Annotated in this window: 23 protein-coding genes; 14 read left to right on the top strand and 9 right to left on the bottom strand. The window is 61.4% G+C overall.

What is annotated here, in order from left to right:
- Positions 1–239: 239 nt before the first annotated feature.
- The 4 genes from QKW60_RS05095 (at position 240) to QKW60_RS05080 (ending at position 6,552) form a co-directional block, all read left to right on the top strand.
- A complete protein-coding gene (locus QKW60_RS05095) occupies positions 240–1,229 on the top strand; it encodes a carbon-nitrogen hydrolase family protein (protein ID WP_282366990.1) in 990 nt (329 codons plus the stop codon).
- A 76-nt stretch (positions 1,230–1,305) separates the two neighbouring features.
- On the top strand, positions 1,306–4,044 hold the full coding sequence (locus QKW60_RS05090) for an aminotransferase class I/II-fold pyridoxal phosphate-dependent enzyme (RefSeq protein ID WP_282366989.1): 2,739 nt from the start codon (positions 1,306–1,308) through the stop codon (positions 4,042–4,044).
- 13 nt (positions 4,045–4,057) lie between these two features.
- Positions 4,058–5,518, top strand: a complete 1,461-nt coding sequence (locus QKW60_RS05085; protein ID WP_282366988.1) for a biotin carboxylase — start codon at positions 4,058–4,060, stop codon at positions 5,516–5,518.
- Positions 5,519–5,550: 32 nt separating this feature from the next.
- The gene (locus QKW60_RS05080; protein WP_282366987.1) at positions 5,551–6,552 is read left to right on the top strand and encodes a C45 family autoproteolytic acyltransferase/hydrolase; all 1,002 of its coding nucleotides are present in this window, start codon (positions 5,551–5,553) and stop codon (positions 6,550–6,552) included.
- 15 nt (positions 6,553–6,567) lie between these two features.
- On the opposite strand, the gene QKW60_RS05075 is transcribed toward QKW60_RS05080, so the two are convergent.
- Entirely contained in the window at positions 6,568–7,950 is a 1,383-nt protein-coding gene (locus tag QKW60_RS05075) for a phosphomannomutase (protein WP_282366986.1), read from the bottom strand.
- A 288-nt stretch (positions 7,951–8,238) separates the two neighbouring features.
- On the opposite strand from QKW60_RS05075, the gene QKW60_RS05070 reads away from it, so the two are divergent.
- The 5 genes from QKW60_RS05070 (at position 8,239) to QKW60_RS05050 (ending at position 13,637) form a co-directional block, all read left to right on the top strand.
- Positions 8,239–9,645: a mannose-1-phosphate guanylyltransferase/mannose-6-phosphate isomerase gene (locus QKW60_RS05070; RefSeq protein ID WP_282366984.1), complete on the top strand. Its 1,407-nt coding sequence runs from the start codon at positions 8,239–8,241 to the stop codon at positions 9,643–9,645.
- A 143-nt stretch (positions 9,646–9,788) separates the two neighbouring features.
- Positions 9,789–10,787: a glycosyltransferase family 2 protein gene (locus QKW60_RS05065; protein WP_282367760.1), complete on the top strand. Its 999-nt coding sequence runs from the start codon at positions 9,789–9,791 to the stop codon at positions 10,785–10,787.
- 23 nt (positions 10,788–10,810) lie between these two features.
- A complete protein-coding gene (locus QKW60_RS05060; RefSeq protein ID WP_282366982.1) occupies positions 10,811–11,200 on the top strand; it encodes a GtrA family protein in 390 nt (129 codons plus the stop codon).
- Positions 11,184–13,157, top strand: coding sequence for a DUF6077 domain-containing protein (locus QKW60_RS05055; protein ID WP_282366980.1), 1,974 nt, complete (start codon positions 11,184–11,186; stop codon positions 13,155–13,157). The genes QKW60_RS05060 and QKW60_RS05055 overlap by 17 nt, the downstream gene beginning before the upstream one ends.
- Positions 13,158–13,217: 60 nt before the next feature.
- Positions 13,218–13,637 carry an OsmC family protein gene (locus tag QKW60_RS05050; RefSeq protein WP_282366979.1) on the top strand — a complete coding sequence of 140 codons (420 nt, stop codon included), beginning with the start codon at positions 13,218–13,220 and terminating at the stop codon, positions 13,635–13,637.
- 47 nt (positions 13,638–13,684) lie between these two features.
- Here QKW60_RS05050 and QKW60_RS05045 read toward each other — a convergent pair whose 3' ends face one another.
- The 8 genes from QKW60_RS05045 to QKW60_RS05010 form a co-directional block, all read right to left on the bottom strand.
- Complete coding sequence (locus QKW60_RS05045; protein WP_282366978.1) at positions 13,685–13,930, bottom strand: GlsB/YeaQ/YmgE family stress response membrane protein; 246 nt, start codon at positions 13,928–13,930, stop codon at positions 13,685–13,687.
- A gap of 200 nt (positions 13,931–14,130) precedes the next feature.
- Positions 14,131–14,301 (bottom strand): hypothetical protein, encoded by a 171-nt coding sequence (locus QKW60_RS05040; protein WP_282366976.1) that lies wholly within the window; start codon positions 14,299–14,301, stop codon positions 14,131–14,133.
- 222 nt (positions 14,302–14,523) lie between these two features.
- A complete protein-coding gene (gene typA, locus QKW60_RS05035) occupies positions 14,524–16,341 on the bottom strand; it encodes a translational GTPase TypA (protein ID WP_282366975.1) in 1,818 nt (605 codons plus the stop codon).
- Between the two features lie 212 nt (positions 16,342–16,553).
- Positions 16,554–18,758, bottom strand: coding sequence for an NADP-dependent isocitrate dehydrogenase (locus QKW60_RS05030; RefSeq protein ID WP_282366973.1), 2,205 nt, complete (start codon positions 18,756–18,758; stop codon positions 16,554–16,556).
- 84 nt (positions 18,759–18,842) lie between these two features.
- Positions 18,843–19,376 carry a hypothetical protein gene (locus tag QKW60_RS05025; protein WP_282366972.1) on the bottom strand — a complete coding sequence of 178 codons (534 nt, stop codon included), beginning with the start codon at positions 19,374–19,376 and terminating at the stop codon, positions 18,843–18,845.
- Complete coding sequence (locus QKW60_RS05020) at positions 19,369–19,959, bottom strand: HD domain-containing protein (protein ID WP_282366971.1); 591 nt, start codon at positions 19,957–19,959, stop codon at positions 19,369–19,371. Before QKW60_RS05020 ends, QKW60_RS05025 begins: the two co-directional genes overlap by 8 nt.
- Complete coding sequence (locus QKW60_RS05015) at positions 19,956–20,228, bottom strand: hypothetical protein (protein WP_282366970.1); 273 nt, start codon at positions 20,226–20,228, stop codon at positions 19,956–19,958. Before QKW60_RS05015 ends, QKW60_RS05020 begins: the two co-directional genes overlap by 4 nt.
- Before the next feature lie 4 nt (positions 20,229–20,232).
- Positions 20,233–20,892, bottom strand: a complete 660-nt coding sequence (locus QKW60_RS05010) for an alpha/beta hydrolase (RefSeq protein ID WP_282366969.1) — start codon at positions 20,890–20,892, stop codon at positions 20,233–20,235.
- Between the two features lie 172 nt (positions 20,893–21,064).
- On the opposite strand from QKW60_RS05010, the gene iscR reads away from it, so the two are divergent.
- From iscR to QKW60_RS04985, 5 genes are all read left to right on the top strand, one after another.
- Positions 21,065–21,523 carry a Fe-S cluster assembly transcriptional regulator IscR gene (gene iscR, locus QKW60_RS05005; RefSeq protein WP_282366968.1) on the top strand — a complete coding sequence of 153 codons (459 nt, stop codon included), beginning with the start codon at positions 21,065–21,067 and terminating at the stop codon, positions 21,521–21,523.
- A gap of 118 nt (positions 21,524–21,641) precedes the next feature.
- Positions 21,642–22,703 carry a cysteine desulfurase family protein gene (locus QKW60_RS05000; protein WP_282366967.1) on the top strand — a complete coding sequence of 354 codons (1,062 nt, stop codon included), beginning with the start codon at positions 21,642–21,644 and terminating at the stop codon, positions 22,701–22,703.
- Positions 22,704–22,720: 17 nt separating this feature from the next.
- A complete protein-coding gene (gene sufB, locus QKW60_RS04995) occupies positions 22,721–24,271 on the top strand; it encodes a Fe-S cluster assembly protein SufB (RefSeq protein ID WP_419762645.1) in 1,551 nt (516 codons plus the stop codon).
- Positions 24,268–24,534: a hypothetical protein gene (locus QKW60_RS04990; protein ID WP_282366966.1), complete on the top strand. Its 267-nt coding sequence runs from the start codon at positions 24,268–24,270 to the stop codon at positions 24,532–24,534. Before sufB ends, QKW60_RS04990 begins: the two co-directional genes overlap by 4 nt.
- A 1-nt stretch (position 24,535) precedes the next feature.
- On the top strand, positions 24,536–24,847 hold the full coding sequence (locus QKW60_RS04985) for a heavy metal-binding domain-containing protein (RefSeq protein WP_282366965.1): 312 nt from the start codon (positions 24,536–24,538) through the stop codon (positions 24,845–24,847).
- Positions 24,848–24,922: the final 75 nt, after the last annotated feature.

The following is a 24,922-nucleotide window of genomic DNA, read 5'->3' as shown; positions in this document are numbered from 1 at the left end:
GGCGGGCTGCGCGCTTATCCGCGAAAACGGCGGGAATCATCGCGCTGAAAGCGACAGATCGCGACACAAACCTGACGCGAATGGACTTCGCCGCTGGGCAACAAGCACACGCTGCTGCATAGGTGTCACAGTCTCGTGCAACCGGGTTCCGGTTCCCGGCGTGACAGGATAAGAGGGCGGGACGGTATGACAACAGGCATGCGCTGGGCGGTGACGCTTCGCGGTGCAGAAGGACGATGATGACCCCATTCGCGATCGCCGGCGTGCAGATGTACGTGAACGCGCTGCAATCCAATGTCGAAGGCATGATCCACCGGATTGATGTGCTGATGGCGCGCTTTCCCTGGACGGAGATGGTGCTCTTTTCCGAGCTTGCGCCGTATGGACCGCTGCACCGCTTTGCCCAGCCTTTCGAGAATGAGGCGCTGGACCAGTTCCGCGCGGCGGCGAAGAAGCACAAGATCTGGCTGATTCCGGGGTCCATGTTCGAAAAGACCCCGGATGGTCGGATCTACAACACATCGGCGGTGATCGACCCGGACGGGCAGATCGTCACCAAATATCGGAAGATGTTCCCTTTCCGGCCCTACGAGATTGAGGTCGAGGCGGGGACAGAGTTTTGCATCTTCGACGTTCCGAATGTCGGGCGCTTTGGCCTCTCGATCTGTTATGACATCTGGTTCCCTGAAACCACGCGGCAACTGACAAGCGCCGGTGTCGAGGTGCTGCTGCACCCTGTTCTGACCGGCACGACCGACCGTGACGCGGAACTCGCCATCGCACGCGCCACGGCGGCGCAGTTCCAGTGCTACGTCATCGACGTGAACGGGCTTGGGGCAGGGGGCGTGGGCCGGTCGCTGATCGTCGATCCCTCGTCCACCGTATTGCATCAATCCGCGGGTCAGGAGGATATGTTCCCGATTGAGGTCGACCTGTCTCTTGTCCGTCGTCAGCGGGAAACCGGGATCAAGGGGCTTGGTCAGGTTTTGAAAAGCTTCCGCGACCGTGACGCCGAGTTTTCTGTTTACGACAGAAAAAGCGGGGCGGATGAGTACCTGAATTCCCTCGGGCCGCTGGAAATGCCGCGTCAGGGCTCGCGCGCCGGACTGGAAAATCGCCTTGTGGCCAGCGACCGGATGTCGCATGCTGGCGGTAACATGGGTCGCGGTCCGGTTGGGCCGGATCTGGGTCACATTCCGCCACTGGCGGACAAAACAGCGAGCGGCTGAGCCCCTCGCGGAACGCCGCAAGGCTTGCGGAAGGACCGCAAAAGGCATCGGCTGCCGTCACCGACGGGGATGATGCATGCAATCAGTCAATGATTATTACTCAGCGATCCAACTCCGTTCGGACCGCTGGAGCACCCTGCGTGAGGCGACCGGGGCGCTTAGCCGCGATCCGCAAGGCAAGAAATCCGCCGCCCTGCGCAAGCAGATTGAAGAGTTGTTCTCCTCGCTCGCCTTGATCGAGCGGTATTGGGCGTTTCCCGGTGTACAGGCCTTTGACCATTTGCGGCGACAGTTCGAACACGGCAATCTCGACGATGTGGCCTTCGGCGTGCACCGGGTCACGCGGGCGCTGACCACGGGCGCCTATCGCCGCCGTCATATCCCGCTCGACCGTGAAAGCGCCGATGTCGATGATCACGACGACGAAGCGATGCTCTCGCCCGAGGCTCGCGCCCTGACCAAACCCTATTTCGAGGTGATGATCGTCGATGACCTGAACGAGCATCAGGAACGCTGGCTGAAGAGCAATGTCAGCCGGATGCGTCGCTTCGAAGACCCGTTCATGTATGAGACCGTCGTGGTGCCCAGCCTTGAGGATGCGCTGATCGGTATTCTCTTCAACCACAATGTTCAGGCCGTCGTTGTGCGGCCGGGCCTGCGGCTGAAATCGGGTGTCGATTTGCCGATCCTCAAGCGATACCTCAACCGTGTTGGCGGGGCCGAGGGGCTGGAAGGGTTGAAGCCCGAGAATTATGGACCGGAACTGTGTCGGCTGATTGCGTCAGTACGGCCGGAGTTGGATGCCTACCTTGTCACTGATCGCTCGGTCGAGGAAATCGCCGGTCTTGATCTCGGCATTTGCCGCCGGGTCTTCTACAATCAGGAGGATTTTCAGGAACTGCACCTGAACATCCTGCGCGGCGTGCAGTCGCGCTACAACACGCCGTTCTTTACCGCGCTCGTGAACTATTCCAAGCAGCCCACCGGTGTTTTTCATGCCATGCCGATCTCGCGCGGCAAGTCGATATCGCGGTCGCACTGGATTCAGGACATGGGCGCCTTCTATGGGCCGAACATCTTCCTGGCGGAAACCTCGGCCACTTCGGGCGGGCTCGACAGCCTCCTGGAGCCTCACGGGCCGATCAAGAAAGCGCAGGAACTGGCCGCGCGGGCCTTCGGGTCAAAACAGACCTTCTTTGCTACGAACGGTACCTCAACCTGTAACAAGATCGTCGTACAAGCCCTTGTTCGACCAGGAGATATTGTCCTAGTCGACCGCGATTGCCACAAGTCGCACCACTACGGCATGGTGCTGGCGGGCGCGCAGGTCGTCTATCTCGACAGCTATCCTCTGAACGAATACTCGATGTACGGCGCGGTGCCGCTGCGTGAGATCAAGCATCAGCTTCTGCAGTTGAAGGCGGCTGGCAAGCTCGATCAGGTGCGGATGCTGCTGCTGACCAACTGCACGTTCGACGGCGTCGTCTATAATGTCGAACGGGTGATGGAGGAATGCCTCGCGATCAAGCCTGACCTCATCTTCCTCTGGGATGAGGCCTGGTTCGCCTTCGCCCGCTTCGGCCCGACCTATCGCCAGCGCACCGGCATGAACGCGGCCAATGTTTTGCGTGAATGGCTGAAGTCGCCCGAGCATGCCAAGGCCTATGAAAAACAGGCGGAAAAGCTGAAGAATGCGGACGATGAGGCTTTGCTGAACACGCGCCTCATCCCACCGCCACACGCCCGCGTCAGGGTCTATACGACGCAATCGACGCACAAGACGCTGACCTCGTTGCGACAAGGTTCAATGATCCATGTCAACGATCAGGACTTCAAGGGTGAGGTGGAGCAGTCGTTCCACGAAGCCTACATGACCCACACGTCAACTTCGCCCAACTACCAGATCATCGCATCCCTCGACGTGGGCCGCAGGCAGGTGGAACTGGAGGGGTTCGAGTTTGTTCAGCGCCAGGTCGAGGCCGCCATGTCGATGCGCAAGGCGATCTCTACCCATCCGCTTTTGCAGAAATATTTCAAGGTGTTGACGGCCGGGGACATGATTCCCGACGAATACCGGGAAAGCGGGGTTGAAAGCTACTACGACCCACATCAGGGTTGGACCGATATCTGGGAGTGCTGGGAAAAGGACGAATTTGTTCTGGACGCGACGCGCGTGACACTGGCCGTCGGCGGCACCGGCTGGGACGGCGACACGTTCAAGACCCAGATCCTGATGGACAAATACGGAATCCAGATCAACAAGACCTCGCGCAACACCGTGCTGTTCATGACGAATATCGGAACTACGCGGTCTTCTGTCGCCTATCTCATCGAAGTACTGGTCGAAATCGCGAAGGAACTGGATGACCGGCTTGACGATGCATCGAACATGGAACGCCGGGCCTTCGAACACCGGGTGAAGGCGCTGATGGAAGATCTGCCGCCCCTGCCGGATTTTTCGCGCTTCCACGACGCATTCCGAAGCGACAACGTGACGACCGAGGGTGATATCCGCACCGCGTTCTTCCTCAGCTATGATGAACAGAACTGCGATTATCTCGACCTGCACGGGTCGATCAATGACGCGATGGCTTCGGGGCGCGAGGTGGTTTCGGCCTCGTTTATCATCCCCTATCCGCCAGGCTTCCCGATCCTCGTGCCGGGGCAGGTGGTAAGCTCGGAAATCCTCGCCTTCATGCGCGCGCTCGACGTCAATGAAATCCATGGCTATCGCGCTGACTTGGGCCTCAGGGTCTTTACGGAAGAGGCGCTGACAAAGCGCATGGGACAGAAACTGCCGAAAGCGGCGGAATAACAGGGAGTATCAAATGGCCACAGGTGAGTTGAAGAACATCTCGGAAATCCGCCGGCATTTTCACCGCAACGAGGACCCGATCTATTTCGTGTCAGCCACGAACTTCAACCTCTTGGGCATCGACGAATGGTGCAAGAACTTCAAATATATATGTTACATTGATTGTTATGACGGCCGACATCCGAACGTCTTCTGCCCCTCCGAGCAGCCGCATGCCGAATTCCAGTCGATCGAAGAGATCAACAACTATCTCCTCCAGCACAAGGAGGTGATTGACCTGATCAAGCGGCGCGGCGGCAAGCCGAAATTCGTCTTCCTGATGTTCGATGAGGAGACGGAGCGGCTGGCCAAGGAACTGGGTGGCGATGTCTGGTTCCCGAAAGCCAAGCTGCGCACGAAATGCGACAACAAGATCGAGACGGTCCGGATCGGCAACAAAGCCGGTGTGCCCTCGGTGCCGAACACGCTGTCCGAGGTCAAAAGCTATGACCACCTGAAGAAGATCTGTGACAAGGCCGGGCTGGGCCACGATCTGGTGCTGCAATCGGCCTTCGGCGATTCTGGTCACACCACATTCTTCATCAAGTCCGAGGCCGATTTCCGCCGCCATGAGCATGAGATCGTCGGAGAGGGCGAGATCAAGATCATGAAGCGGATCGACTGCCGGGGGTCCGCGATCGAGGCGTGTGCCACGAAAGAGGGCACCATCGTCGGTCCGCTGATGACCGAGCTAGTGGGGTTCAAGGAACTCACCCCCTATCGCGGCGGCTGGTGCGGCAACGAAATCTTCTCCACCGCCTTCCCGCCGAAGACCCGACAACGCGCGCGGGAACTCACGTTCCAGTTCGGCGAACAGCTTCGCAAGGAAGGCTATCGCGGCTATTTCGAACTCGACTTTCTGATCGACAAGAAGACCGGCGAGATTTGGCTGGGCGAGTTGAACCCCCGCATCACCGGGGCGTCGTCGATGACCAACCACGCGGCCTTCGCCCATGCCGATGCGCCCTTGTTCCTCTTCCATCTCCTTGAATTCTCAAAGAAAAAGTTCCATCTGGATGTGGAGGAACTGAACGCCCGATGGGCCGATCAATCGATGATCGATAGCTGGTCGCAGATGGTGATAAAGCATACCGACGACTCGGTCGACATCGTTACCCACGCCCCGCAATCCGGCATCTACCGGATGCTGGAGGATGGTCGCGTCGTCTATGATCGCTTCGATTATCACCGCCGCGCGGTTGAATCCGAAAACGAGGCCTTCTTCCTTCGGATCCTGAAGCCCGGTGACTACCGCTACGAAGGTGCCGATCTTGGCATTCTCGTAACCCGTGGCCGATCGATGACCAACGGGTTCCAGCTGAACGAACGGGCCAAGAAATGGATCCACGGCATTAAGCAGGGCTTCGCCGCCCGGCCTCTGCCGACAGCCGAGGCGGGTCCGGCCCTGGCGGATCCTGCCTTCAAGATCATGTAGACTTCGCGGGTCAGCCCCGGCACATAGCATCAATGGACTATCTTTGGCGCGCCGTCGATATCGAGGAACCCGGCCCGGTTTGGGCCGCGCTTTTCCACGAATATTGGCCGGACTACCATCGTTGGTGGTTGCGGGAGGGTGAGGGACCACGCCCGCCCTATTGGCAAAGCCGCAAGGCGCTTGAGGCGCATATGCCCGAACTTTTGGGGCTGTATGACCGGCTCTGCGACCTTGCAGGCGGCGGCGATCACTCGGCACGTTTTCTGAGCTTCTGGCGCCCACCCCCTTACCTTTCGGGTTGCTCACAGGCGATCTGGCCGGGGCGTGAGCCGGTCATGGTGCGGAACTACGATTACAGCCCGGCCGCGTTTGACAGGCTGATCATGCGCACCAACTGGTTGGGCCGCCGGGTTCTCGGCACCAGCGACGGGCTCTGGGGTCTTGTCGACGGGATGAACGACGCCGGGTTAGCTGTGTCGCTGACCTTCGGCGGGCGGCAGGTCGTGGGCGAGGGGTTCGGCGTGCCCCTGATCCTGCGCTACGTGCTGGAAACCTGTACAACGGCGGAAGAGGCGGGCAAGGCGCTGGCGCGCATCCCGACGCATATGAGCTACAACGTCACTGTGCTCGACGCCAAGCGGCGCTTTCTGACTGCGTTGATGGCGCCCGACCGGCCCGCCCAGATCACCCATGCGGCGGTGGCGACGAACCACCAGAAATCGGTCGAATGGACTGATCATGCTCGCATGACCGCGACGGTAGAGCGGGAACGGTTCCTGCTACAACGGCTGACCCTGCACGTCGAACCGGAAGAGAAGTTCATCGGCGCGTTCCTGCGCCCGCCCCTTTATTCGACAGCGTTTTCACGTGGTTTCGGCACGCTTTACACGGCCGTCTACCGGCCCCGCCTGCGCCATATGGACCTGCGCTGGCCGCGCGGGACCTGGGCCTTCTCGCTCGATGATTTCGTCGCCGGTGAAAAGCTGATCCACACGCCCGACAGGGTCATGGCAAAAACTCCGTCCCAGACCTGATCCGGGGCAGCACGCTCAGCCGATGGCCTCACGCGCAATTTTCAGAGTTGTTTGCACCAGTTCGGTGGCGGTTTCGGTATCTTCAGCCTCGGCGTAACAGCGCAGTTCCGGCGCGTTGCCTGAGGGGCGCAGATGCAGGATATTGCCCGACTGGAAGGTCACACGCAGCCCGTCAGTCTGATCAAGCGCGGTTTCCGGGCCGTTGCCGTCAAAAAACACCTGCCGCGCCTCTGGTTCGGTCGACAACAGTTCCACCAGCGCAAGCGACTTTTCAGTTTCGACTTCGGTCAGCCGGTCGCTGGCTGTCGCACGGGCCGGCAGGGCGGCAATAAGATCGCCAAGCCCCACACGTCGCTGCACGCATTCGGCCAAAGGCAGGAGGATCGGCAGGAAGGCGTCGCGCGTGGCCAGGGGCGCGATCAGCCCGCCGCGCCCTTCGGCGGCAAAGCCCAGAAGAAAGCCGCCATTGGCCTCGAACCCGGCAACGCGGGCGCTTTTGGGGGCCGCCTGCATCGCGGCGATCACATAGGGGGACCCGATCTTCGTGCGGACAACCCGGGTAAACCGGCCCGAAAGCTCAATCATGGTATTGGAGGAAACTGGCGTCACCACGGTATCGGCCCCGATGAGGCTTGCCGTCAGCACACCCAGAACGTCGCCCGGGATTACACGGCCCTTCGCATCCGTCATCAGGGGGCGGTCGGCATCGCCGTCGGTCGAGACGATGGCGGTCAGGCGGTGTTCCGCAGCCCATCCTGCGAGCATGTCTCGCGTTGCGGCATCGACGGCCTCGGTATCGACCGGAATGAACGTCTCGGACCGGCCAAGAGACACCGTTTCGGCCCCGAGAAATCGCAACGTCTCGGACAGCAGATCGCGGGCGACCGAACTGTGTTCGTAGACGCCGACCCTGAGCCCTGCCAGCGCGCTGCGTCCCAAATAGCTCAGATAGCGGCGGCGATAGCTGGGCACGGCCTCGGGGTCTTGCACCGCCTCCACCGGCGGACAGGTGGTTTCGCCTGCATAGACACGCAGGATCGCTGCCTCGTCCGCCTTCGTGATCTCACCATTGGCGGTGTAGAACTTCAGTCCGTTGCGGTCGGCGGGAATATGGCTGCCGGTGACCATGACTGACGGCGCCCCTGCCTCCATTGCCGCAAGCGCCAGCGCCGGTGTCGGCAGGGCGCCGCAATCGACCGGCGTCAAACCCTCTGCCACCGCCGCCGCCGCGACTGCCGCCGCGATCCGTTCCGAGGAGGGGCGCAGGTCGCGGCCGATCATCAGGTGCCCGGAATGGGGCGTGACCTTCAGGAAAGCGCGCACATAACCTGCGCACAGCCCGTCGGTCAGCTCGCTTACAAGGCCACGCAGGCCGCTCGTGCCGAATTTTGGGGGCATGGATAGCGATGACTTTCCGTGGTTTACTTTCAGTGGTTTAGCGCGGATCATTGTGACAGATCGGGCCGCGATGTATAGTCTGCACTGTTGAAGCTACCTATCGGATGACCTTTCACCACGCCCCCGCGAATCCTGTTGCCCTTTGGACAAAGACATTGTCGGAAATAATGTTGAGCCAAGTCGATTGTTTCCATATGCCTACCAATCGCAGCAATCCCGACATGCAAGGTCGCGCCGCGATGGCGCTCCGGTTATCCTTTTCAGGCGCTGACTGCGGAGTGATGAAATATGAGTGACAAGATCCTGCCGGTGATCCTGTGTGGCGGGACCGGAACGCGCCTCTGGCCGGTTTCTCGCGAGGGGATGGCCAAGCAGCTTTTGCCGATCCTCGGCGATCAGACGCTTCTGCAGATGACCTTGGCGCGTGTTGCCGGAAACGGCTTTGGTGCGCCGATGGTGATCGGGGCCCATGCCGTGCGCTTCACGATCCGCGATCAGGTGGAGGCGGTGGCGCCAGAGGCGCGTGTGGTGATTGAGCCAGAGCGACGCGACACGCTGGCGGCGGTTCTGCTTGCCGCAGCGATTGCAGCCGTGGACGACCCCGATCAGGTCTTGGCGGTTATGCCGTCCGACCACCTCATCCGCGATGCATCGGCGCTGAGCGAGGCGGTCCATACCGCCGCCGGATCGGTGCGCAAATCGGGTATCGCCCTTGTCGGCGTCACACCGACCGGCCCGTCAACCGGGCTTGGCTACATCAAACCCGGTGCGACGGCGAAGGACGGCACTTCGGTCGTCGAACGCTTTGTCGAAAAGCCTGACGAGACACGGGCGGAAAGGTTGATCGCGGAAGGCTGCCTGTGGAATGCCGGCATGTTCTGCTTCCGTGCGGGCTGGTTGATCGAGGCGGTGCGCGTCGTCGAACCCGAGACGGTCGAGCAAGTGACGCAGGCCGTCGCCGATATGATCGAGGATCTCGGCATGTGGGTGCCGGGCAAGAGTTTTGGCAAGGCCCGTGCGATCTCCTTCGATCACGGTTTCATGGAAAAGACGACCGAGGCCCGCGTGGCGCCGGGACAGTTCCGCTGGTCCGATGTTGGTGACTGGGACGCAGTCTGGACGGAATCCGACAAGGATGCCGGGGGCAACGCGATCCGCGGTGACGGGTTCGCGTTCGAGGCGAAGGACAACCTGATCCATTCCGAGGGGCGCCTCGTCTGCGCTGTTGGTGTCGAAGGGCTCGCCATAATCGAAACGCCGGATGCGATCATGGTCGCGCCGCGTGAAAAGGCACAGGACGTGAAGGGCCTTGTTGGCGCGCTGAAGGGGGCGGACCGGGCCGAGGCGGTCGAACATATCCGCAACCACCGGCCCTGGGGCTGGTATCAGACGATGGACCTTGGCGAACGCTTCCGGGTCAAGCGGATCGTCGTGAAGCCCGGCGCGAAGCTTTCCTTGCAAAAGCACCACCACCGCGCCGAACACTGGGTCGTCGTGCGGGGTACGGCTGAGGTGACGGTCGATGCCAAAGTGTCGATCCTGCACGAGAATGAAAGTGTCTATATCCCTATTGGCTCGGTCCACCGGCTGGCCAATCCCGGCAAGATCCCGGTCGAGATCATCGAGGTTCAGACCGGCAGTTACCTTGAGGAAGATGATATCGAGCGGATCGAGGACGAATTCGGGCGCACCTGACCGGGAGGACAGCGCCGGTCTTTCATTGCGATTGGGGTCCGGTTGCGGCAGACTCGCGCGGGGCCGACACAGGTGGCCGGGTGAGCGGGCAGGGCGGTGATGCCCTGACTACAGTATCAGCAGGAGATCGCTTTGTGACGGCGATGGATCAATTTCCCAGAATATCTGTTTTAATACCTTGTTATAACGAGGAAAAAACCGTCGCTAAAGTGGTGTCGGACTTCCGCGATGCATTGCCCTCGGCGACTGTTTTCGTCTTCGACAACAACTCGACCGATGCAACGGTAGAATGCGCCCAGACCGCCGGCGCCATCGTCCGCAGCGAGAAGCGGCAGGGCAAAGGCAATGTCGTGCGCCGCATGTTCAGCGACATTGACGCCGATATCTATATCATTGTCGATGGCGACGCGACCTATGACGCCAGCGCCGCGCCCGAGATCGTGCGCCGCATGCTGGACGAGGGGCTCGATTTCCTCAACTGCGTGCGCGTTACGGAATTGGAGGCGGCCTACAGGCCCGGACACAAGTTCGGCAACCTGATGTTCACCGGCATGGTCCGGTCGATCTTCGGGACCGAGATCAACGACATGCTGTCGGGCTACAAGGGCCTGTCAAAGCGGTTCGTAAAGTCGTTCCCAGCGTTGTCGCAGGGATTCGAGACCGAGACCGAACTGGCGGTTCACGCGCTGGAACTGCGCATGCCCATCGGCGAACTCAGGACCAGCTATTTCGACCGGCCCGACGGATCGGAAAGCAAGCTTTCGACCTTCCGTGACGGGTGGCGCATTCTGCGCACGGTCGCCCGGCTGATCCGCGACGAACGGCCACTGGCCTTCTTTTCGGTGATGTCCGCCCTCGCGGCGATTGTTTCACTCGCCTTCGGCCTGCCGGTCGTCTACGCCTTCATGAAGACCGGATTGGTGCTGAAATTCCCGACCGCGATCCTTGCTGCGTCACTGATGATGATTTCAATGCTGAGCCTTGTCGCCGGTCTGATCCTTGACACCACAACGCGCGGGCGGCGCGAGATGAAGCGACTGCATTATCTGTCGTTCCCGTCAATCCATGCCGAACTGATGCGGAGGGCCAAGGACGGACCTCGGACGGTCGTGGCGGCTGAACGCAAGGGCGTGGCCCGGTGACATTGAGGCGGAAATCGCGGTTTGTGGGGGTTGGCAGCATTGGCTTTCTCGTCGATGCAGGCGTGCTTACGATCCTTGCCAATGGTTTTGGCGTCGATCCGCTGCTCAGCCGCGTGCCCTCCTTTGGGCTTGCTGTGGCGGCTACCTATTTCCTGAACCGGGCCTGGACCTTCGGCGACCGTAAGGGCGATGGCAAACAGACGCGGGTCTTCTCGAAGTATTTCGGTTCCCAGGTAGCCGGTGTTTCGGTGAACCTCGTCGTCTATACGATCCTGATCGCGCTTTATGGTTGGGCGCGGGACTATCCGGCGCTGCCGCAGGCCATCGCCTCGGTTGTGGCGATGTTCCTCACCTATTTCCTGTCCGCCAGATTCGTGTTTGTCGCCGGGGACGGGAATGCAGCGAAGAATTGAGGGAACGCGGTTCGACCGGGTGCTAGTGCGCGCGATCGCTGGCCCGGTTGGCTTCTTCGCTGTCTGGACGGTGATTTGCAATGTCGGTGTGCAGGCGGGGATGACCGCGGCGCATCTCACCCCGTCCTTGGCCGTCGCCCTGCTTGGGGGCGTCTTGTTCGCCCGCATGGCGACGGACGCCGTTGAAACAGAGGCGGTCGGTACGGCACGGGCCGCGGCCATGTCTGTTCTGCAACGATATGGCGCGGCAGCGGCGATGTTTGTCGCCGTTGCCGCGCTTTACGGTGGCAAGAGCTATCCGGCCTTTTGGCTCATCGCTACGGTGACACTCGTCTACGGGGTTCTGCGGCGCGATTCCGCGCCTGTTTTGGGGCGCCCGGTCTCTTCGGTGCCTCCGGTCCTGCGCCGCGATGTGCTTGGGCTGATGATCCTGATCGGCGGCGCTATGGCCGTCACGCTGCTGATCCAGCGCCCGGATCAGGACGATGCGAACTTCCTCAATCTTGCGGTTGGCATGCTCGACGACCCGCGCCCGATCCTGCAATGGGATACGATGATCGGCGATCCCACTCAGCCGATCCATCTGCCCACCTACCGCGTGGAGGCGCTGCCCGCCCTTTTTGCCGCGCTGTCGGGACTGACCGGCTGGCCTGTGATCACCGTCGCGCATCTGATCTGGCCGCCCTTGATGGCGGCCCTCAGCGTCGTTGCCATCGCCGCCTTGGCCCGCCGCCTGTTGCCCGGACACTGGCTTCTGGCCGTCGCGCTCACCCTGGCCTTTCTGCTTCTGAATTCCGGCGCTAATGCCAGTTACGGCAATTTCAGCTTTGTCCGCTTTCAGCAGGGGAAGGGGGCTGCCTTTACCATCCTCGTGCCGCTGATCTATCTCTTCGCACTCAGGTTCTGGTCCTCTGGCGGCCTGCGCGACTGGACACTGCTAGCCGCGACGCAGGCTGCGATGGTCGGCATGACCGCCAACGGCATCTACCTTGCACCCGTTGCAGCGATCCTCGTCTTCTCAGCCCTGATGATGACGGGGCCTGTGCGCACGGCCCGCTATGTCCTGGGTGGTCTGACAAGCCTCTGGCCGGTGCTGATGGGGGGGGTAGTGCTGGCTACGACCGGGGCCTACGCCTCGGAATACACCGATGCGATCCCGCCTTTGCGCGAAACCTTGCGCATCTTTGGCGCCAACGTGCCCGGTCTCGTGACCCTCTGGATCGGCCTCGCAGTATGGTCGCTGCTGCCGCCGGGATTCCTGCGGCGCTTTTCGGCAGCGGTGCTTCTGGTTTTTCTCGTACTGCCCTTTAACCCGCTTACGTTCGGCGCGTTCGCCGATCACGTTACCGGCAATCTCAACTACCGGTTGTTCTACACGATCCCGATCCCGGCGCTGACCGGCATCGGTCTTGCCGCGCTGGCAGGAGGGCTGTCACTTCGGAACCGCGCGACCATCGCCGGAGTCACGCTGGTGGCTGGGCTTCTGTTGCCTCTGTCGATCCTTGCCCCGCGAAATGGCAGCCATATTGATCCATTCGGATTGAAGATAGTTCAGGGCGACTACCGGATCGCTCGCGAGGTTGCCGCCGCGACGACATCTGCCGATATCGTACTGGCGCCGGAATCGGTCGCGATCTGGATTGCGACGATGGAGCCGCTTCACCGCCAGATCGCGGTGCGCGAGCTCTATCTCGTCCATTATCGCCATACGATGGTGCCCGGGGCGCTCGCCCTGCGTCAGGCGCTGTTCGACGTTGTGAACGGCAAATCCGACGTGCCGGACGCCGAAGGTACCCTGCGCCGCGGCGTCGAAGCGTTCGGCCTGTCCGCGATCCTTTTCGCCGCCGACAATCCCCGGACTGCGATCATCTCCCGGACCGCCCGCGCGCTTGGTTTCACTCTCGTTGAAACTGGCATCAACCCGGTCTATTTCCTCTACCTGCGAAAGTCTGACTAGCACCCTTGCGGCCACCGGGCCTTGTCGCCATATTGCCCGCCGGTCGGACAGAGGAAGATCATGAAAGCACGCGTGAAATGGGTCGAGGATCGCACCTTTACCGGGGCGGTGGAGGCAGGCCACCAGATCGTTCTCGGCAATGCCCATGGTGAGAGTGCGAAACCGGGGCCGAGCCCGATGGAACTGGTGCTGATCGGCACGGGTGGCTGTGCGGCCTATGACGTGATCCACATCCTAGAAAAGGGCCGCGAACCGGTCGAGGACTGCACCTGCGATCTGACCGCCGAGCGGGCGGCGACGGAGCCGAAGGTCTTTATCAAGATCCATATGCAGTTCACGGTGAAGGGCAGGGGGCTCAACCCCGCCAAGGTCGAACGCGCGGTGCAGCTTTCGGCCGAAAAATACTGCTCTGCCTCGGCGATGATGGCCAAGACGGCCGAGGTGACGCATGGGGTCGTGGTGGTGGATACGTCAAATTGAGAAATCAGACGATCCGCACTTGCCGGCGCGAGACCATCGGTCGACGTTCAGGCCGACTTCACCAGCCGCAGAAGCACCAGCAGGATCACCGCGCCAATCGTCGCATGGATGATTGCGGCGATCACGCCGCCACCCATGCCTAACCCGATCCGGGGCAGAATCAGACCGGCGATGAAGGCGCCGACGATACCGACAACGATATTCCCGACCAGCCCGAAGCCGTAACCCTTGACGATCTGCCCGGCGAGCCAGCCGGCAATCGCGCCGATCAGCAGCATGACGACGATACCCATAGGACGTTCCTTTCCTGTGATGTGGTGATCAGGTCAGCATGTTTCGGGAGCATGGTGACATGGCAAACGTCAGAATTCGAACGAAAAACGTTCAAATTCTGCTTCAAGGCAAAGCTGGAGTTGTTCCGCACATCCCGATGGTGTCGAAAGTACCGAGACGGCAAACCGGATAGTCCGGTCATGCGTCGTGGCAAGCGCGTCTATTTTTCGTTCTTGGCGGTCTCCTGCACCTCGTTCTTGCCCTTGGCCTTTGGTCCAGACCCTTTCAGGGCTTTTGCAGTGGCAGGTTTCGATCTGGTTGAATTGCGTGGATCACTTTCGGCAAGAAACTCGGCAAGATTGAACTTCGGCTTCATGGAGAACATCGTCATCGACTGTCAGCCTTTCCCGGCGCGGTCAGTCGCGCCTGCCCCCTATATGGGCGCGCGGGGTGCGGAAAGATACCGCAATATGCCTGAAAGGCCGGATCGGTCCTGATTTCCAGGGACCAATCCGGCTTATCCGGGTGAAAACCCGCTCGGGCGCTCAGATTGCGGTCGCGCGTGCCTTACCCGTCCCTCGAATTCAAACTGGACGGTCTTCAGGCTGACGCCTTATCCCGCCCGTGCCTGGCGCTTGCGCTCGTGCGGGTCAAGGAAGCGCTTGCGCAGCCGCACGATCTTCGGCGTGACTTCGACCAGTTCGTCGTCCTGCACATAGGCGATGGCCTCTTCCAGGCTCATCCGCACCGGGGGCGTCAGGCGGACAGCCTCATCCGTCCCGGAGGCGCGGACGTTGGTCAGCTTCTTGCCCTTCAGCGGGTTCACCTCAAGATCGTTGTCGCGGGAATGTTCGCCGATGATCATCCCCTCATAGACCTGTTCCTGCGCGCCGATGAAAAGCTTGCCCCGGTCTTCGAGGTTCCAGAGCGCATAGGCTACCGACACGCCGTTCTCCATCGAGATCAGGACGCCGACATGACGCCCTTCGATGGGGCCTTTATGCGGGGTCCAGCCATGGAAGATGCGGTTCAGAACGCCGGTGCCGCGCGTATCGGTCAGGAACTGGCCGTGATAGCCGATGAGGCCGCGCGAGGGCACATGGGCGACGATGCGGGTTTTGCCGACACCGGCAGGCTTCATCTCGACCAGATCACCCTTGCGCTGGCCGGTCAGCTTTTCGATCACCACGCCGGAATACTCGTCATCAACATCGACGATGACCTCTTCCACGGGCTCCAATCGCTGGCCGTTCTCTTCGCGGAAGATCACGCGGGGGCGGGAGATTGAAAGCTCGAACCCCTCGCGGCGCATGTTTTCGATCAGCACGCCCATCTGAAGTTCACCGCGGCCTGAGACGACGAAGGCCTCGCCGCCCGGCGTGTCCTCGATCTTGATCGCGACATTGCTTTCCGCTTCTTTCATCAGCCGTTCGCGGATGACGCGGGACTGGACCTTGTTGCCGTCCTTGCCCGCGAGCGGTGAATCGTTGATGCCGAAGGTAACCGAGATTGTCGGCGGATCGATCGGCTGGGCGGGCAGGGGCACGTCGATGGAAAGATCGCACAGCGTGTCGGCGACGGTGGCCTTGGCCATGCCCGCAAGGGTCACGATATCGCCCGCCTGCGCTTCTTCGATGGGCTGCTGGCCGAGGCCGCGGAAGGCGAGGATCTTGGTCACGCGGAACTGTTCGATCCGTTCGCCCTTGCGGCTGAGCGCCTTGATCGTCTCGCCCACTTTCAGCGTGCCGGATTCAACACGGCCCGTCAGGATGCGGCCGATGAAAGGGTCGGCGGAAAGGGTCGTGGCCAGCATGCGGAAAGGTTTGCCCGCATCGGCGATCTGGCGCGGCGCGGGAACATGCCGCACGATCAGGTCAAAGAGTGCGTCAAGGTTCTCACGCGGCCCGTCCAGTTCCGCGTCGGCCCAGCCGGAGCGGCCGGAAGCGTAAAGATGTGGGAAGTCAAGCTGGTCGTCATCGGCGCCGAGGTTGGCGAAAAGGTCGAAAACTTCGTTCAGCGCGCGGTCCGGCTCGGCATCGGGCTTGTCGACCTTGTTCAGCACGACGATGGGCCGCAGACCCAGGGCAAGCGCCTTGGAGGTCACGAATTTCGTCTGCGGCATCGGCCCTTCGGCGGCGTCCACCAGCAGGACAACGCCATCGACCATATTGAGGATACGCTCCACCTCACCGCCGAAATCGGCGTGGCCGGGCGTATCGACGATGTTGATCCGGGTCGATCCGTGTTCCACGCTCGTGCATTTCGCAAGGATGGTGATGCCGCGCTCACGCTCGATATCGTTCGAATCCATCGCCCGTTCGGTCGTGGCCTGGTTTTCCCGGAACGTTCCGGATTGCTTGAGAAGCTCGTCGACTAGCGTCGTCTTGCCGTGGTCAACGTGCGCGATGATCGCGATATTGCGAAGGTCCATGGGTCCGCCATTTTCTGAAGTTGCGCCCCGATAGAGGAAATCGCGCCCAATGGCTAGGGGCCGGGCAAAAGAAAGGGGGCCTTCTGCCCCCTCCTGCCCATTCAGGCAATTCACCTCCGACGGTATTTACCGACAGAAAGTGTGCTATTGTCACTTTCTGTCCCAAAATACTCCGGGGGGTGCGGTGGGCTGGCCCCCCGCTCACGGTTTGCTCAGTCGATGATGGCGTTCAGCGTGCCACTTGGCCGCATCACAGCGGCAAGCTTGGCCGGGTCGGCGTGGTAGTAGCCGCCGATATCGGCCGGTTTGCCCTGTACGGCGGCGAATTCAGCGACGATCTTCGCCTCATCCTCGGCCAGCGCTTTCGCCACCGGGGCGAATTCAGCGGCTAACCCGGCATCGTCCGATTGCGCGGCCAAAGCCTCGGCCCAATAGCGGGCGAACCAGTAATGGCTGTCGCGGTTGTCGGGCTGGCCGACCTTGCGGCCCGGCGAACGGTCATGGTCCAGGATGCCCTGTGTTGCGGCATCGACCGCGTCGCCCAGCACCTTTGCTTTGGCGTTGCCCTTGCTCTCGGCGAGGAAGCGGAAGCTTTCGCCGAGCGCGCAGAATTCGCCAAGCGAGTCCCAGCGCAGGTGGTTTTCCTCCTGCAACTGCTGGACATGTTTCGGGGCAGAGCCCCCGGCGCCGGTCTCAAAGAGGCCGCCACCCTGCATCAGCTTGACGATGGAGAGCATCTTGGCGGAGGTCGCGAGTTCCAGGATCGGGAAGAGGTCGGTCAGGTAATCGCGCAATACGTTGCCGGTGATGGCGATGGTGTTCTCGCCTTTGGTGATGGTCTCGAGGCTCGCAATGGTCGCCTCGCGCGGGGCCATGATCTCGAACTTGCCCGCAACGCCCTTGGCTTCAAGGATCGGCTTGACCATCTTGATGAGTTCCGCGTCATGGGCGCGGTTTGCGTCCAGCCAGAAGATTGCGCGGAAGCCCGTCAGCCGCTGGCGGTCGATGGCAAGGTTCACCCAGTCCTCGATCGGCGCCTTGCGGGCCGAGGCGGAGCGCCAGATGTCGCCCTTTTCCACCTGATGGGAATGCAGGACTGTGCCGTCCTCCAGCACCATTTTCACGGTGCCGTCGGTCGGGATTTCGAAGGTCGTCGGGTGCGAACCGTATTCCTCGGCCTTCTGCGCCATCAGGCCGATATTCTGCACCGTGCCGGCGGTGGCCGGGTTCAGCTTGCCGTTCGCCTTGAAGAACTCGATCGCCGCGTCATAGACCGGCGCATAGGAATTGTCGGGGATGACGCAGACACAGTCGGCCTCTTTCCCGTCCGGGCCCCAGCCCTTGCCGCCAGCGCGTATGAGCGCGGGCATCGAGGCGTCGATGATCACGTCCGAGGGCACATGCAGGTTGGTGATGCCCTTGTCCGAGTTCACCATGTACATCAGAGGGCGTTCGGCGTTCACGGCGTCGATGGCTGCCATGACCTCAGTGTCGTCTTTCACCCGGTCCAGAAGATCGCCGAGGCCGGAATTCGGGTTGACGCCAAGCGCCTCCATCCGGTCGCCGAATTTCTCGAAGACCGGGGCGAGCCAGGCCTTGACCGCATGGCCGAAGATGATCGGGTCCGAGACCTTCATCATCGTCGCTTTCATATGGAGCGAGAAGAGGACACCCTCCGCCTTGGTCTTCTCGATCTCGGCAGCGAGGAACGTGTCGAGCGCATTGGCCGACATGAAGGTTGCATCGACGACCGTCCCGGCGGGATATTTGATACCGTCCTTCAGGACGGTCTCGCCGCCAGCAGTCTCAAGCACGATCTTCGCGGTTGCCGCTTTGGCCAGCGTCGCGGATTTCTCGTTGGAGAAGAAGTCGTCGCCCGCCATCGCAGCCACACGGGTCTTGCTACTGGCGCTCCAGTCGCCCATCCGGTGCGGGTTGGCCTGCGCATAATTCTTCACCGCCGTCGCCGCCCGGCGGTCGGAGTTTCCCTCGCGCAAGACCGGGTTCACCGCCGAACCCTTGATCGCGTCATATTTGGCGCGGACGGCCTTTTCCGCGTCCGTTGCAGGGTCTTCCGGATAGTCGGGCAGCGCGTAGCCCTGTGTCTGCAGCTCCTTGATCGCGGCGACGAGCTGGGGGACCGAGGCCGAGATGTTCGGCAGCTTGATCACGTTGGCCTCCGGCGTCTTCACCAGTTCGCCAAGTTCGGCCAGATCATCAGGGATGCGCTGGTCTGCGGTCAGGGCATCGGGGAAGGCCGACAGGATGCGGCCTGCAAGCGAAATATCCTTGGTTCCGACCGTGATCCCGGCGGCGGAGGCGAACTTGCGAATGATCGGCAGAAGCGAGGCGCTGGCCAGTTCCGGCGCTTCGTCGACCTTGGTGTAGATGATGTCGGGATTGGCGGTGTTACCCATGGGCTTGCCCTCTCGCTTGCCTGACTCGTTGGCGTCCACATAGCTGAAAACAAGGGCAGGGGAAAGATGGTATGCGATGGTATACTAAAAATTTACCGAAGATCGGTGTCTGTTTGCGATGGTGGCCGCTGTGCCCAGAAGACCTGCGAGAAGTGGGAGAAGACTGAAAAGAAAGAATGACGTATTGCCTTTGCGATCGCAGTCATGTTGGTCCGCCGCCTCTGGCATGATCACGAAGGCCGCAAGGAAGAACGCGAACACTGCGAGCGCAAAAGCGTAGCGACGGCGATAAGATCGAGAAGTCACCACCGGAAGTGCGAGTAGAAACGGTGGGGCAAACAGGACCGTGGCGGCCAGAATTGCCAGTTTCGGGTGGCTGATGATGGGCCATTCGAGGATACCATCGGCAATACCACCTTGCAGGCCGGTAGTGATCCGTTCCCAGAAGTTCATCTGAGCAACGCGGAGTGCTGTAGGGGCGCGGAGCCCAATATTTTCGATACAGGCCTGCCAATCCAGATGCCCAAGCGCGTGAAGCCCGAGGACCATCACGCAAAAAGAAAGCGCGACAAGACCAGCAAATGCGAAACCGAAGGATAAGCGCGTACGCTCATGCATGAGGGAAAAAGGATCGAAGCCGTCCCAGGATATAGGTCCAGAGCGTTGGCGCGCCGCGCGCAACCTTCTGGCCGACGCGGGCTTCAAGTTGGTCGAAGGTGACGTTGTATTCAGTCCAGGTCCCGCCGCCTGAGGCGATGTTGTGGAGGACGGGCTGAACGCGGTCGAGCGACTTGGCGAAAATAGCGTCAGGGGTCTCGGCCGCCTCGAACTCCTCCCAAAGGGCGCGAAGGTCCGTGCCTACATCTGCGGGAAGCAGACCGAAAATACGGGTTGCAGCTTGCGCCTCGGCTTCCGCGATCTCTGCGGACCCATGGGCCGCGCCGTTCGCTGAATGGATCGGCACGTCGCCCACGTCGATCTCCACCAGATCGTGCAGGATCAGCATTCTGATGACGCGGTCGATATTCACGCCGGGCCCGGCCTGGTCGGCAAGAACGAGCGCGTAAAGCGCCAGATGCCAGCTATGTTCACCGGAATTCTCGCGTCGAGACCCATCGGCGAGCGTTGTGGCGCGGATCACCTGCTTGAGCTTGTCCGCCTCCATCAGGAAGGCGAATTGGGCGTCGAGACGGTCGGTCATTCCTGCGGGTGAGAGGTTGCGGGGGCAGCTACCGCCTTTGGCCCGGCCTTCGATACGCGCGCTTTCTCCAGCCGCGCCTCAAGATGCTCGCGCGCCCGCGCCGCGGCGCGCTGCGCGCGGATTGCGGCCATATAGGATTCCTGCAAGCCCGAGGACGACGCTTCGACGATCTTGTTGACCTCGTTGACGATCGCGTCGTCACCCAGTTCGTCGACCGCCTTCAGAACGTCTTCGGCCAGTGCGATGCCCAGTTCTTCGGTCGACGGCATGGTCTTACCTCGTCTGTTCGCCAAGACGGCGCTGGACGTAGGCCTGTACGGTTTCGATCATCGGGTTCATCTGGGTCTCGTCATTCTCGAAGAAATGCCCCGCCCCCTCGACCTCTTCATGGGTGACGGTGATGCCCTTCTGCTCGCGCAGCTTTGCGACCAGTGAATGGGTGTCCTTTGGCGGGGCGACGCGGTCGGCGGTGCCGTTGATGATCAGGCCCGACGAGGGGCAGGGGGCGAGGAACGAGAAATCATACATGTTCGCGGGCGGGGCGACCGAGATGAAGCCGGTGATCTCAGGCCTGCGCATCAGAAGCTGCATCCCGATCCAGGCGCCGAAGGAGAAGCCCGCGACCCAGCAATGTTTTGAATTGGGGTTCATCGCCTGCAGGTAGTCGAGCGCCGAGGCCGCGTCGGAAAGTTCGCCGATGCCCTGATCGTATTCGCCCTGGCTGCGACCGACGCCACGGAAGTTGAAGCGCAGGACGGTGAAGCCCAGTTCATGGAACGCGTAGTGCAGCCGGTGCACCACGCGGTTGTTCATCGTGCCGCCGAACTGGGGATGCGGATGCAGGATGATCGCGATGGGCGCGTCGAGTTGCTTCTGCGGATGGTAGCGGCCTTCGAGACGGCCCTCTGGGCCGGCGAAAATGACTTCGGGCATCGCCTGTCTTCTCTCTGCGGGGCCCTCGGCGCGTCAAAATGGCGTGGCCATTCTTGACGATTTTGCTCAGGCACCCTAGAACTGTTCTAAATACCGGCGGATGCCGGTGACCGGGTGGAAAGGAGTTAAGCGGCCTTCTGCCTGTCGTCAATGTCTTTGCGGGGCTTTATCGATGAAACTCTCGACCAAGGGGCGCTATGCGATGGTGGCTTTGGCCGATCTGGCCACGGTCAGGGAGGATCAGCTGACCTCGCTGGCTGAAATCTCCAAGCGTCAGGATATCTCGCTGCCTTATTTGGAACAGCTCTTTGTCAAGCTGCGCCGGTCGGGTCTGGTCGAATCGGTGCGCGGCCCCGGGGGCGGCTACAAGCTGGCGCGCGATCCGGCCGATATCCGGGTGAGCGAGGTGCTGGAAGCGGTCGATGAGACGGTGAGTGCGCTGCATACTGGTGCAGGTGCTTCGGGAGGTGTGTCGGGCAGCCGGGCCCAGTCAATGACCAACCGGCTGTGGGAGGGGCTGTCGGCCCATGTCTATGTCTTCCTTCACCAGACGACGCTTTCGGATGTGATCGGCAATACGCTGAAGCCTTGCCCGGCGGTACCCGCGCTCTTTCAGGTGGTCGACGAATGAGTGGGTGCTGCAAAATTGAGGCGCGTTCCGCGCCACGCCTTTTGTCTCGCCTCCGCCTGACGGCTTCGGCTCGGGCTGGCTTCGCCGGGAGTATTTTCGAATTGAAAAAGGTGTGGTCGTGACGGGGCGGGTTTATCTCGACTGGAACGCGACGGCACCGTTGCGATCAGAGGCGCGGGAGGCCGTTGTCGCCGCGCTGGAAGCTGTGGGCAACCCGTCTTCGGTTCATGCCGAGGGGCGGGCGGCGAAGATGATTGTCGAGCGCGCGCGCGAGGATGTGGCGGCTCTGGTTGGATGTCGCGCGAAGGAAGTGGTTTTTACTTCGGGCGCGACCGAGGCGGCGGGGGTGCTGGCCGGTGGCCATGACGTCTTTGTAGAGCCCACAGCGCATGATTGCCTGATGGCGCATTGGCGGATGGATGGCGGGGCTGAGACGGGCCATACGCTGGCGATGGGTCTGGCCAATAGCGAGACCGGGGTGATCACCGAACCACCCGCGAAGGGTGAGGACGGCTACCCTTACGGCGAACGGCGGGCCGATTGGTTGCTGCTCGACGTGGTGCAGGCGGTGGGGCGGGCGCCCTTTGCCTTTTCCTGGTCAGGCGCGGATTTTGCGATCCTCTCCGCCCATAAGATTGGCGGGCCGAAAGGTGTGGGTGCGCTGATCGTGCGCGATGGGCTGGAGATTGAAACATTGCGTGCAGGTGGCGGACAGGAAACGGGACGGCGGTCGGGCACCGAGAATGTCGCGGGTATCGCCGGGTTCGGCGCGGCGGCGAAGGCCGCCCTTGCCGATCAGGAGGCGGGCGTCTGGGCAGAGGTAGCCGCGTTGCGCGACCGGCTTGAGGCGCGTATTGCAGAGGCGGCACCGGAGGTGATGTTCGTTGGCGCGGACATGTCGCGGCTGCCAAACACCTCCTGCATCCTTACGCCCGGCTGGAAGGGTGAGACGCAGGTGATGCAGATGGATCTGGCGGGCTTTGCCATCTCGGCAGGGTCGGCCTGTTCGTCGGGCAAGGTGAAATCCAGCCGGGTGCTGACGGCGATGGGCTATGACGAGACTGAGGCCGCCTCGGCGATCCGCGTCTCGCTGGGACCGACAACGACGATGGAAGAGGTCGACCGTTTCGCGGAGGCCTGGATCGCGGCACGGGCGCGGCAGCGCGCGCGGGCTGCATGAGGAAAGGCGCGGAACACATGGAAAACGAACGGGAAAAGATCATGGCTCACGGCGAGACGGTGGAACTGGAAGTCCGCGAGGGCGTGGACCGCGAGACGGTCGAGACGGTCCAGAACATGGGCGCCTACAAATATGGCTGGGAAACCGAGATCGAGATGGACTACGCGCCCATCGGCGTGAACGAGGATATCGTGCGCCTGATCTCGTCCAAAAACGAAGAACCTGAGTGGATGACCGAATGGCGTCTGGCCGCCTTCCGCCGCTGGCAGGAGATGGAAGAGCCGCGTTGGGCGATGCTCAACTATCCCAAGATCGACTACCAGTCGCAGTATTACTATGCCCGCCCGAAGAGCATGGATGTGAAGCCGAAGTCGCTGGATGAGGTCGATCCGAAGCTGCTGGCCACTTACGAAAAGCTGGGCATCCCGTTGAAAGAGCAGATGATTTTGGCCGGAGTGGAAGGTGCGGACGAGGCGCCCGCCGATGCCCGCAAGGTGGCTGTGGACGCGGTATTCGACTCGGTCAGCGTGGGCACGACGTTCAAGGAGGAACTGAAGAAGGCCGGTGTCATCTTCTGCTCCATCTCCGAGGCGATCCGCGAGCATCCGGAGCTGGTGAAGAAGTATCTCGGCTCGGTCGTGCCCCAGTCCGACAACTTCTTTGCCACGCTGAATTCGGCGGTCTTCTCCGACGGCTCCTTCGTCTATATCCCGCCTAACACCCGCTGCCCGATGGAATTGTCGACCTATTTCCGCATCAATGCCGAGAATACCGGCCAGTTCGAGCGCACGCTGATCATCGCCGACAAGGGGAGCTATGTGAGCTATCTCGAAGGCTGTACGGCGCCGAAGCGCGACGTAGCACAGCTTCATGCGGCGGTGGTGGAGATCGTCATTCTTGAGGATGCCGAGGTGAAGTATTCCACTGTGCAGAACTGGTTCCCCGGCGACGAGGAGGGCAAGGGCGGCATCTACAACTTCGTGACCAAGCGCGCCGATTGCCGGGGCGACCGGGCCAAGGTGATGTGGACCCAAGTTGAGACCGGATCGGCGATCACCTGGAAATACCCGTCCTGCATCCTGCGCGGCGATGACAGCCAGGGCGAGTTCTATTCGATCGCCATCGCCAACAATATGCAGCAGGCGGACACCGGGACCAAGATGATTCATCTTGGTAAGAACAGCCGCTCCCGCATTGTTTCAAAAGGGATTTCCGCCGGTAAAGCGCAGAACACCTATCGCGGTCTGGTTTCGATGCACCCGAAGGCGAAGAACTCGCGCAACTACACTCAGTGCGACAGCCTGCTGATCGGCGACAAGTGTGGGGCGCATACGGTTCCTTATATCGAGGTAAAGAACAACTCGTCCCGCGTTGAGCATGAGGCGACGACATCGAAGGTCGACGACGACCAGCTGTTCTACTGCCGCTCACGCGGGATGGACGAGGAAGAGGCGGTGGCGCTCGTGGTCAACGGCTTCTGCCGGGAAGTGTTGCAGGCCCTGCCGATGGAGTTCGCCATGGAGGCGCAGAGCCTTGTGGCGATCTCACTGGAAGGGAGCGTGGGGTGAGTTGGTTCAAGCCCAAATCCCACGGTTACGGCGCGTCGCCCGCCAACTGGAAGGGGTGGGCGGCGACGTTTGCGTTTTTGCTGATCGAGCTGGTTCTGGTCTGGATACTTCTACTGAGGCCGATTCTGGAGACCGGAGAACCGACACTTGGGCAATTTGTAATTTGGGCATTCTCCAGCGGCGCACTGACCGTCGGTTTCGTTTGGCTGACAAAGGCCAAGACAGATGGCGAATGGCGATGGCGCTGGGGAAGGGAGAACTAGGATGATCGTTACCACAACCCCCTCCATCGAAGGCAAAGCCATCCGCCAGTACCACGGCATCGTTACCGGCGAAGCGATCCTTGGGGCCAATATCTTCCGCGATCTCTTCGCGCAGGTCCGCGATATCGTCGGTGGCCGCTCGGCCGCCTATGAGCAGGAACTGGGCAAGGCGCGCGAAACCGCTTTGCGCGAGATGGAGGAGCGGGCGGCGTTGTTGGGTGCCAATGCAATAGTTGGTGTCGACCTCGATTATGAGGTGATCAACAACATGCTGATGGTCTCGGCATCGGGCACGGCGGTGAGCTTGTCATGAGCGCAGAGCCGCAGGTCTGTCATTGTTCGTCCGTTGGCGACAGAAGCGCCTTTCGGTCGCCATTGACCCGGCCAG

The sequence above is a fragment of the Albidovulum aestuarii genome (assembly GCF_029961185.1).
GTDB lineage: Bacteria > Pseudomonadota > Alphaproteobacteria > Rhodobacterales > Rhodobacteraceae > Albidovulum > Albidovulum aestuarii.
Note: the sequence above shows the minus strand (reverse complement) of the source record. Positions and strands in the feature narration are given on the sequence as shown.

What these genes read in the sequence shown, in the direction of transcription:
- QKW60_RS05095 (WP_282366990.1), top strand. Translation starts at nt 240, where the DNA reads ATGACCCCATTCGCGATCGCCGGCGTGCAGATGTACGTGAACGCGCTG.
- QKW60_RS05090 (WP_282366989.1), top strand. Translation starts at nt 1,306, where the DNA reads ATGCAATCAGTCAATGATTATTACTCAGCGATCCAACTCCGTTCGGAC.
- QKW60_RS05085 (WP_282366988.1), top strand. Translation starts at nt 4,058, where the DNA reads ATGGCCACAGGTGAGTTGAAGAACATCTCGGAAATCCGCCGGCATTTT.
- QKW60_RS05080 (WP_282366987.1), top strand. Translation starts at nt 5,551, where the DNA reads ATGGACTATCTTTGGCGCGCCGTCGATATCGAGGAACCCGGCCCGGTT.
- QKW60_RS05075 (WP_282366986.1), bottom strand. Translation starts at nt 7,950, where the DNA reads ATGCCCCCAAAATTCGGCACGAGCGGCCTGCGTGGCCTTGTAAGCGAG.
- QKW60_RS05070 (WP_282366984.1), top strand. Translation starts at nt 8,239, where the DNA reads ATGAGTGACAAGATCCTGCCGGTGATCCTGTGTGGCGGGACCGGAACG.
- QKW60_RS05065 (WP_282367760.1), top strand. Translation starts at nt 9,789, where the DNA reads ATGGATCAATTTCCCAGAATATCTGTTTTAATACCTTGTTATAACGAG.
- QKW60_RS05055 (WP_282366980.1), top strand. Translation starts at nt 11,184, where the DNA reads ATGCAGCGAAGAATTGAGGGAACGCGGTTCGACCGGGTGCTAGTGCGC.
- QKW60_RS05050 (WP_282366979.1), top strand. Translation starts at nt 13,218, where the DNA reads ATGAAAGCACGCGTGAAATGGGTCGAGGATCGCACCTTTACCGGGGCG.
- QKW60_RS05045 (WP_282366978.1), bottom strand. Translation starts at nt 13,930, where the DNA reads ATGGGTATCGTCGTCATGCTGCTGATCGGCGCGATTGCCGGCTGGCTC.
- QKW60_RS05040 (WP_282366976.1), bottom strand. Translation starts at nt 14,301, where the DNA reads ATGACGATGTTCTCCATGAAGCCGAAGTTCAATCTTGCCGAGTTTCTT.
- typA (WP_282366975.1), bottom strand. Translation starts at nt 16,341, where the DNA reads ATGGACCTTCGCAATATCGCGATCATCGCGCACGTTGACCACGGCAAG.
- QKW60_RS05030 (WP_282366973.1), bottom strand. Translation starts at nt 18,758, where the DNA reads ATGGGTAACACCGCCAATCCCGACATCATCTACACCAAGGTCGACGAA.
- QKW60_RS05025 (WP_282366972.1), bottom strand. Translation starts at nt 19,376, where the DNA reads ATGCATGAGCGTACGCGCTTATCCTTCGGTTTCGCATTTGCTGGTCTT.
- QKW60_RS05020 (WP_282366971.1), bottom strand. Translation starts at nt 19,959, where the DNA reads ATGACCGACCGTCTCGACGCCCAATTCGCCTTCCTGATGGAGGCGGAC.
- QKW60_RS05015 (WP_282366970.1), bottom strand. Translation starts at nt 20,228, where the DNA reads ATGCCGTCGACCGAAGAACTGGGCATCGCACTGGCCGAAGACGTTCTG.
- QKW60_RS05010 (WP_282366969.1), bottom strand. Translation starts at nt 20,892, where the DNA reads ATGCCCGAAGTCATTTTCGCCGGCCCAGAGGGCCGTCTCGAAGGCCGC.
- iscR (WP_282366968.1), top strand. Translation starts at nt 21,065, where the DNA reads ATGAAACTCTCGACCAAGGGGCGCTATGCGATGGTGGCTTTGGCCGAT.
- sufB (WP_419762645.1), top strand. Translation starts at nt 22,721, where the DNA reads ATGGAAAACGAACGGGAAAAGATCATGGCTCACGGCGAGACGGTGGAA.
- QKW60_RS04985 (WP_282366965.1), top strand. Translation starts at nt 24,536, where the DNA reads ATGATCGTTACCACAACCCCCTCCATCGAAGGCAAAGCCATCCGCCAG.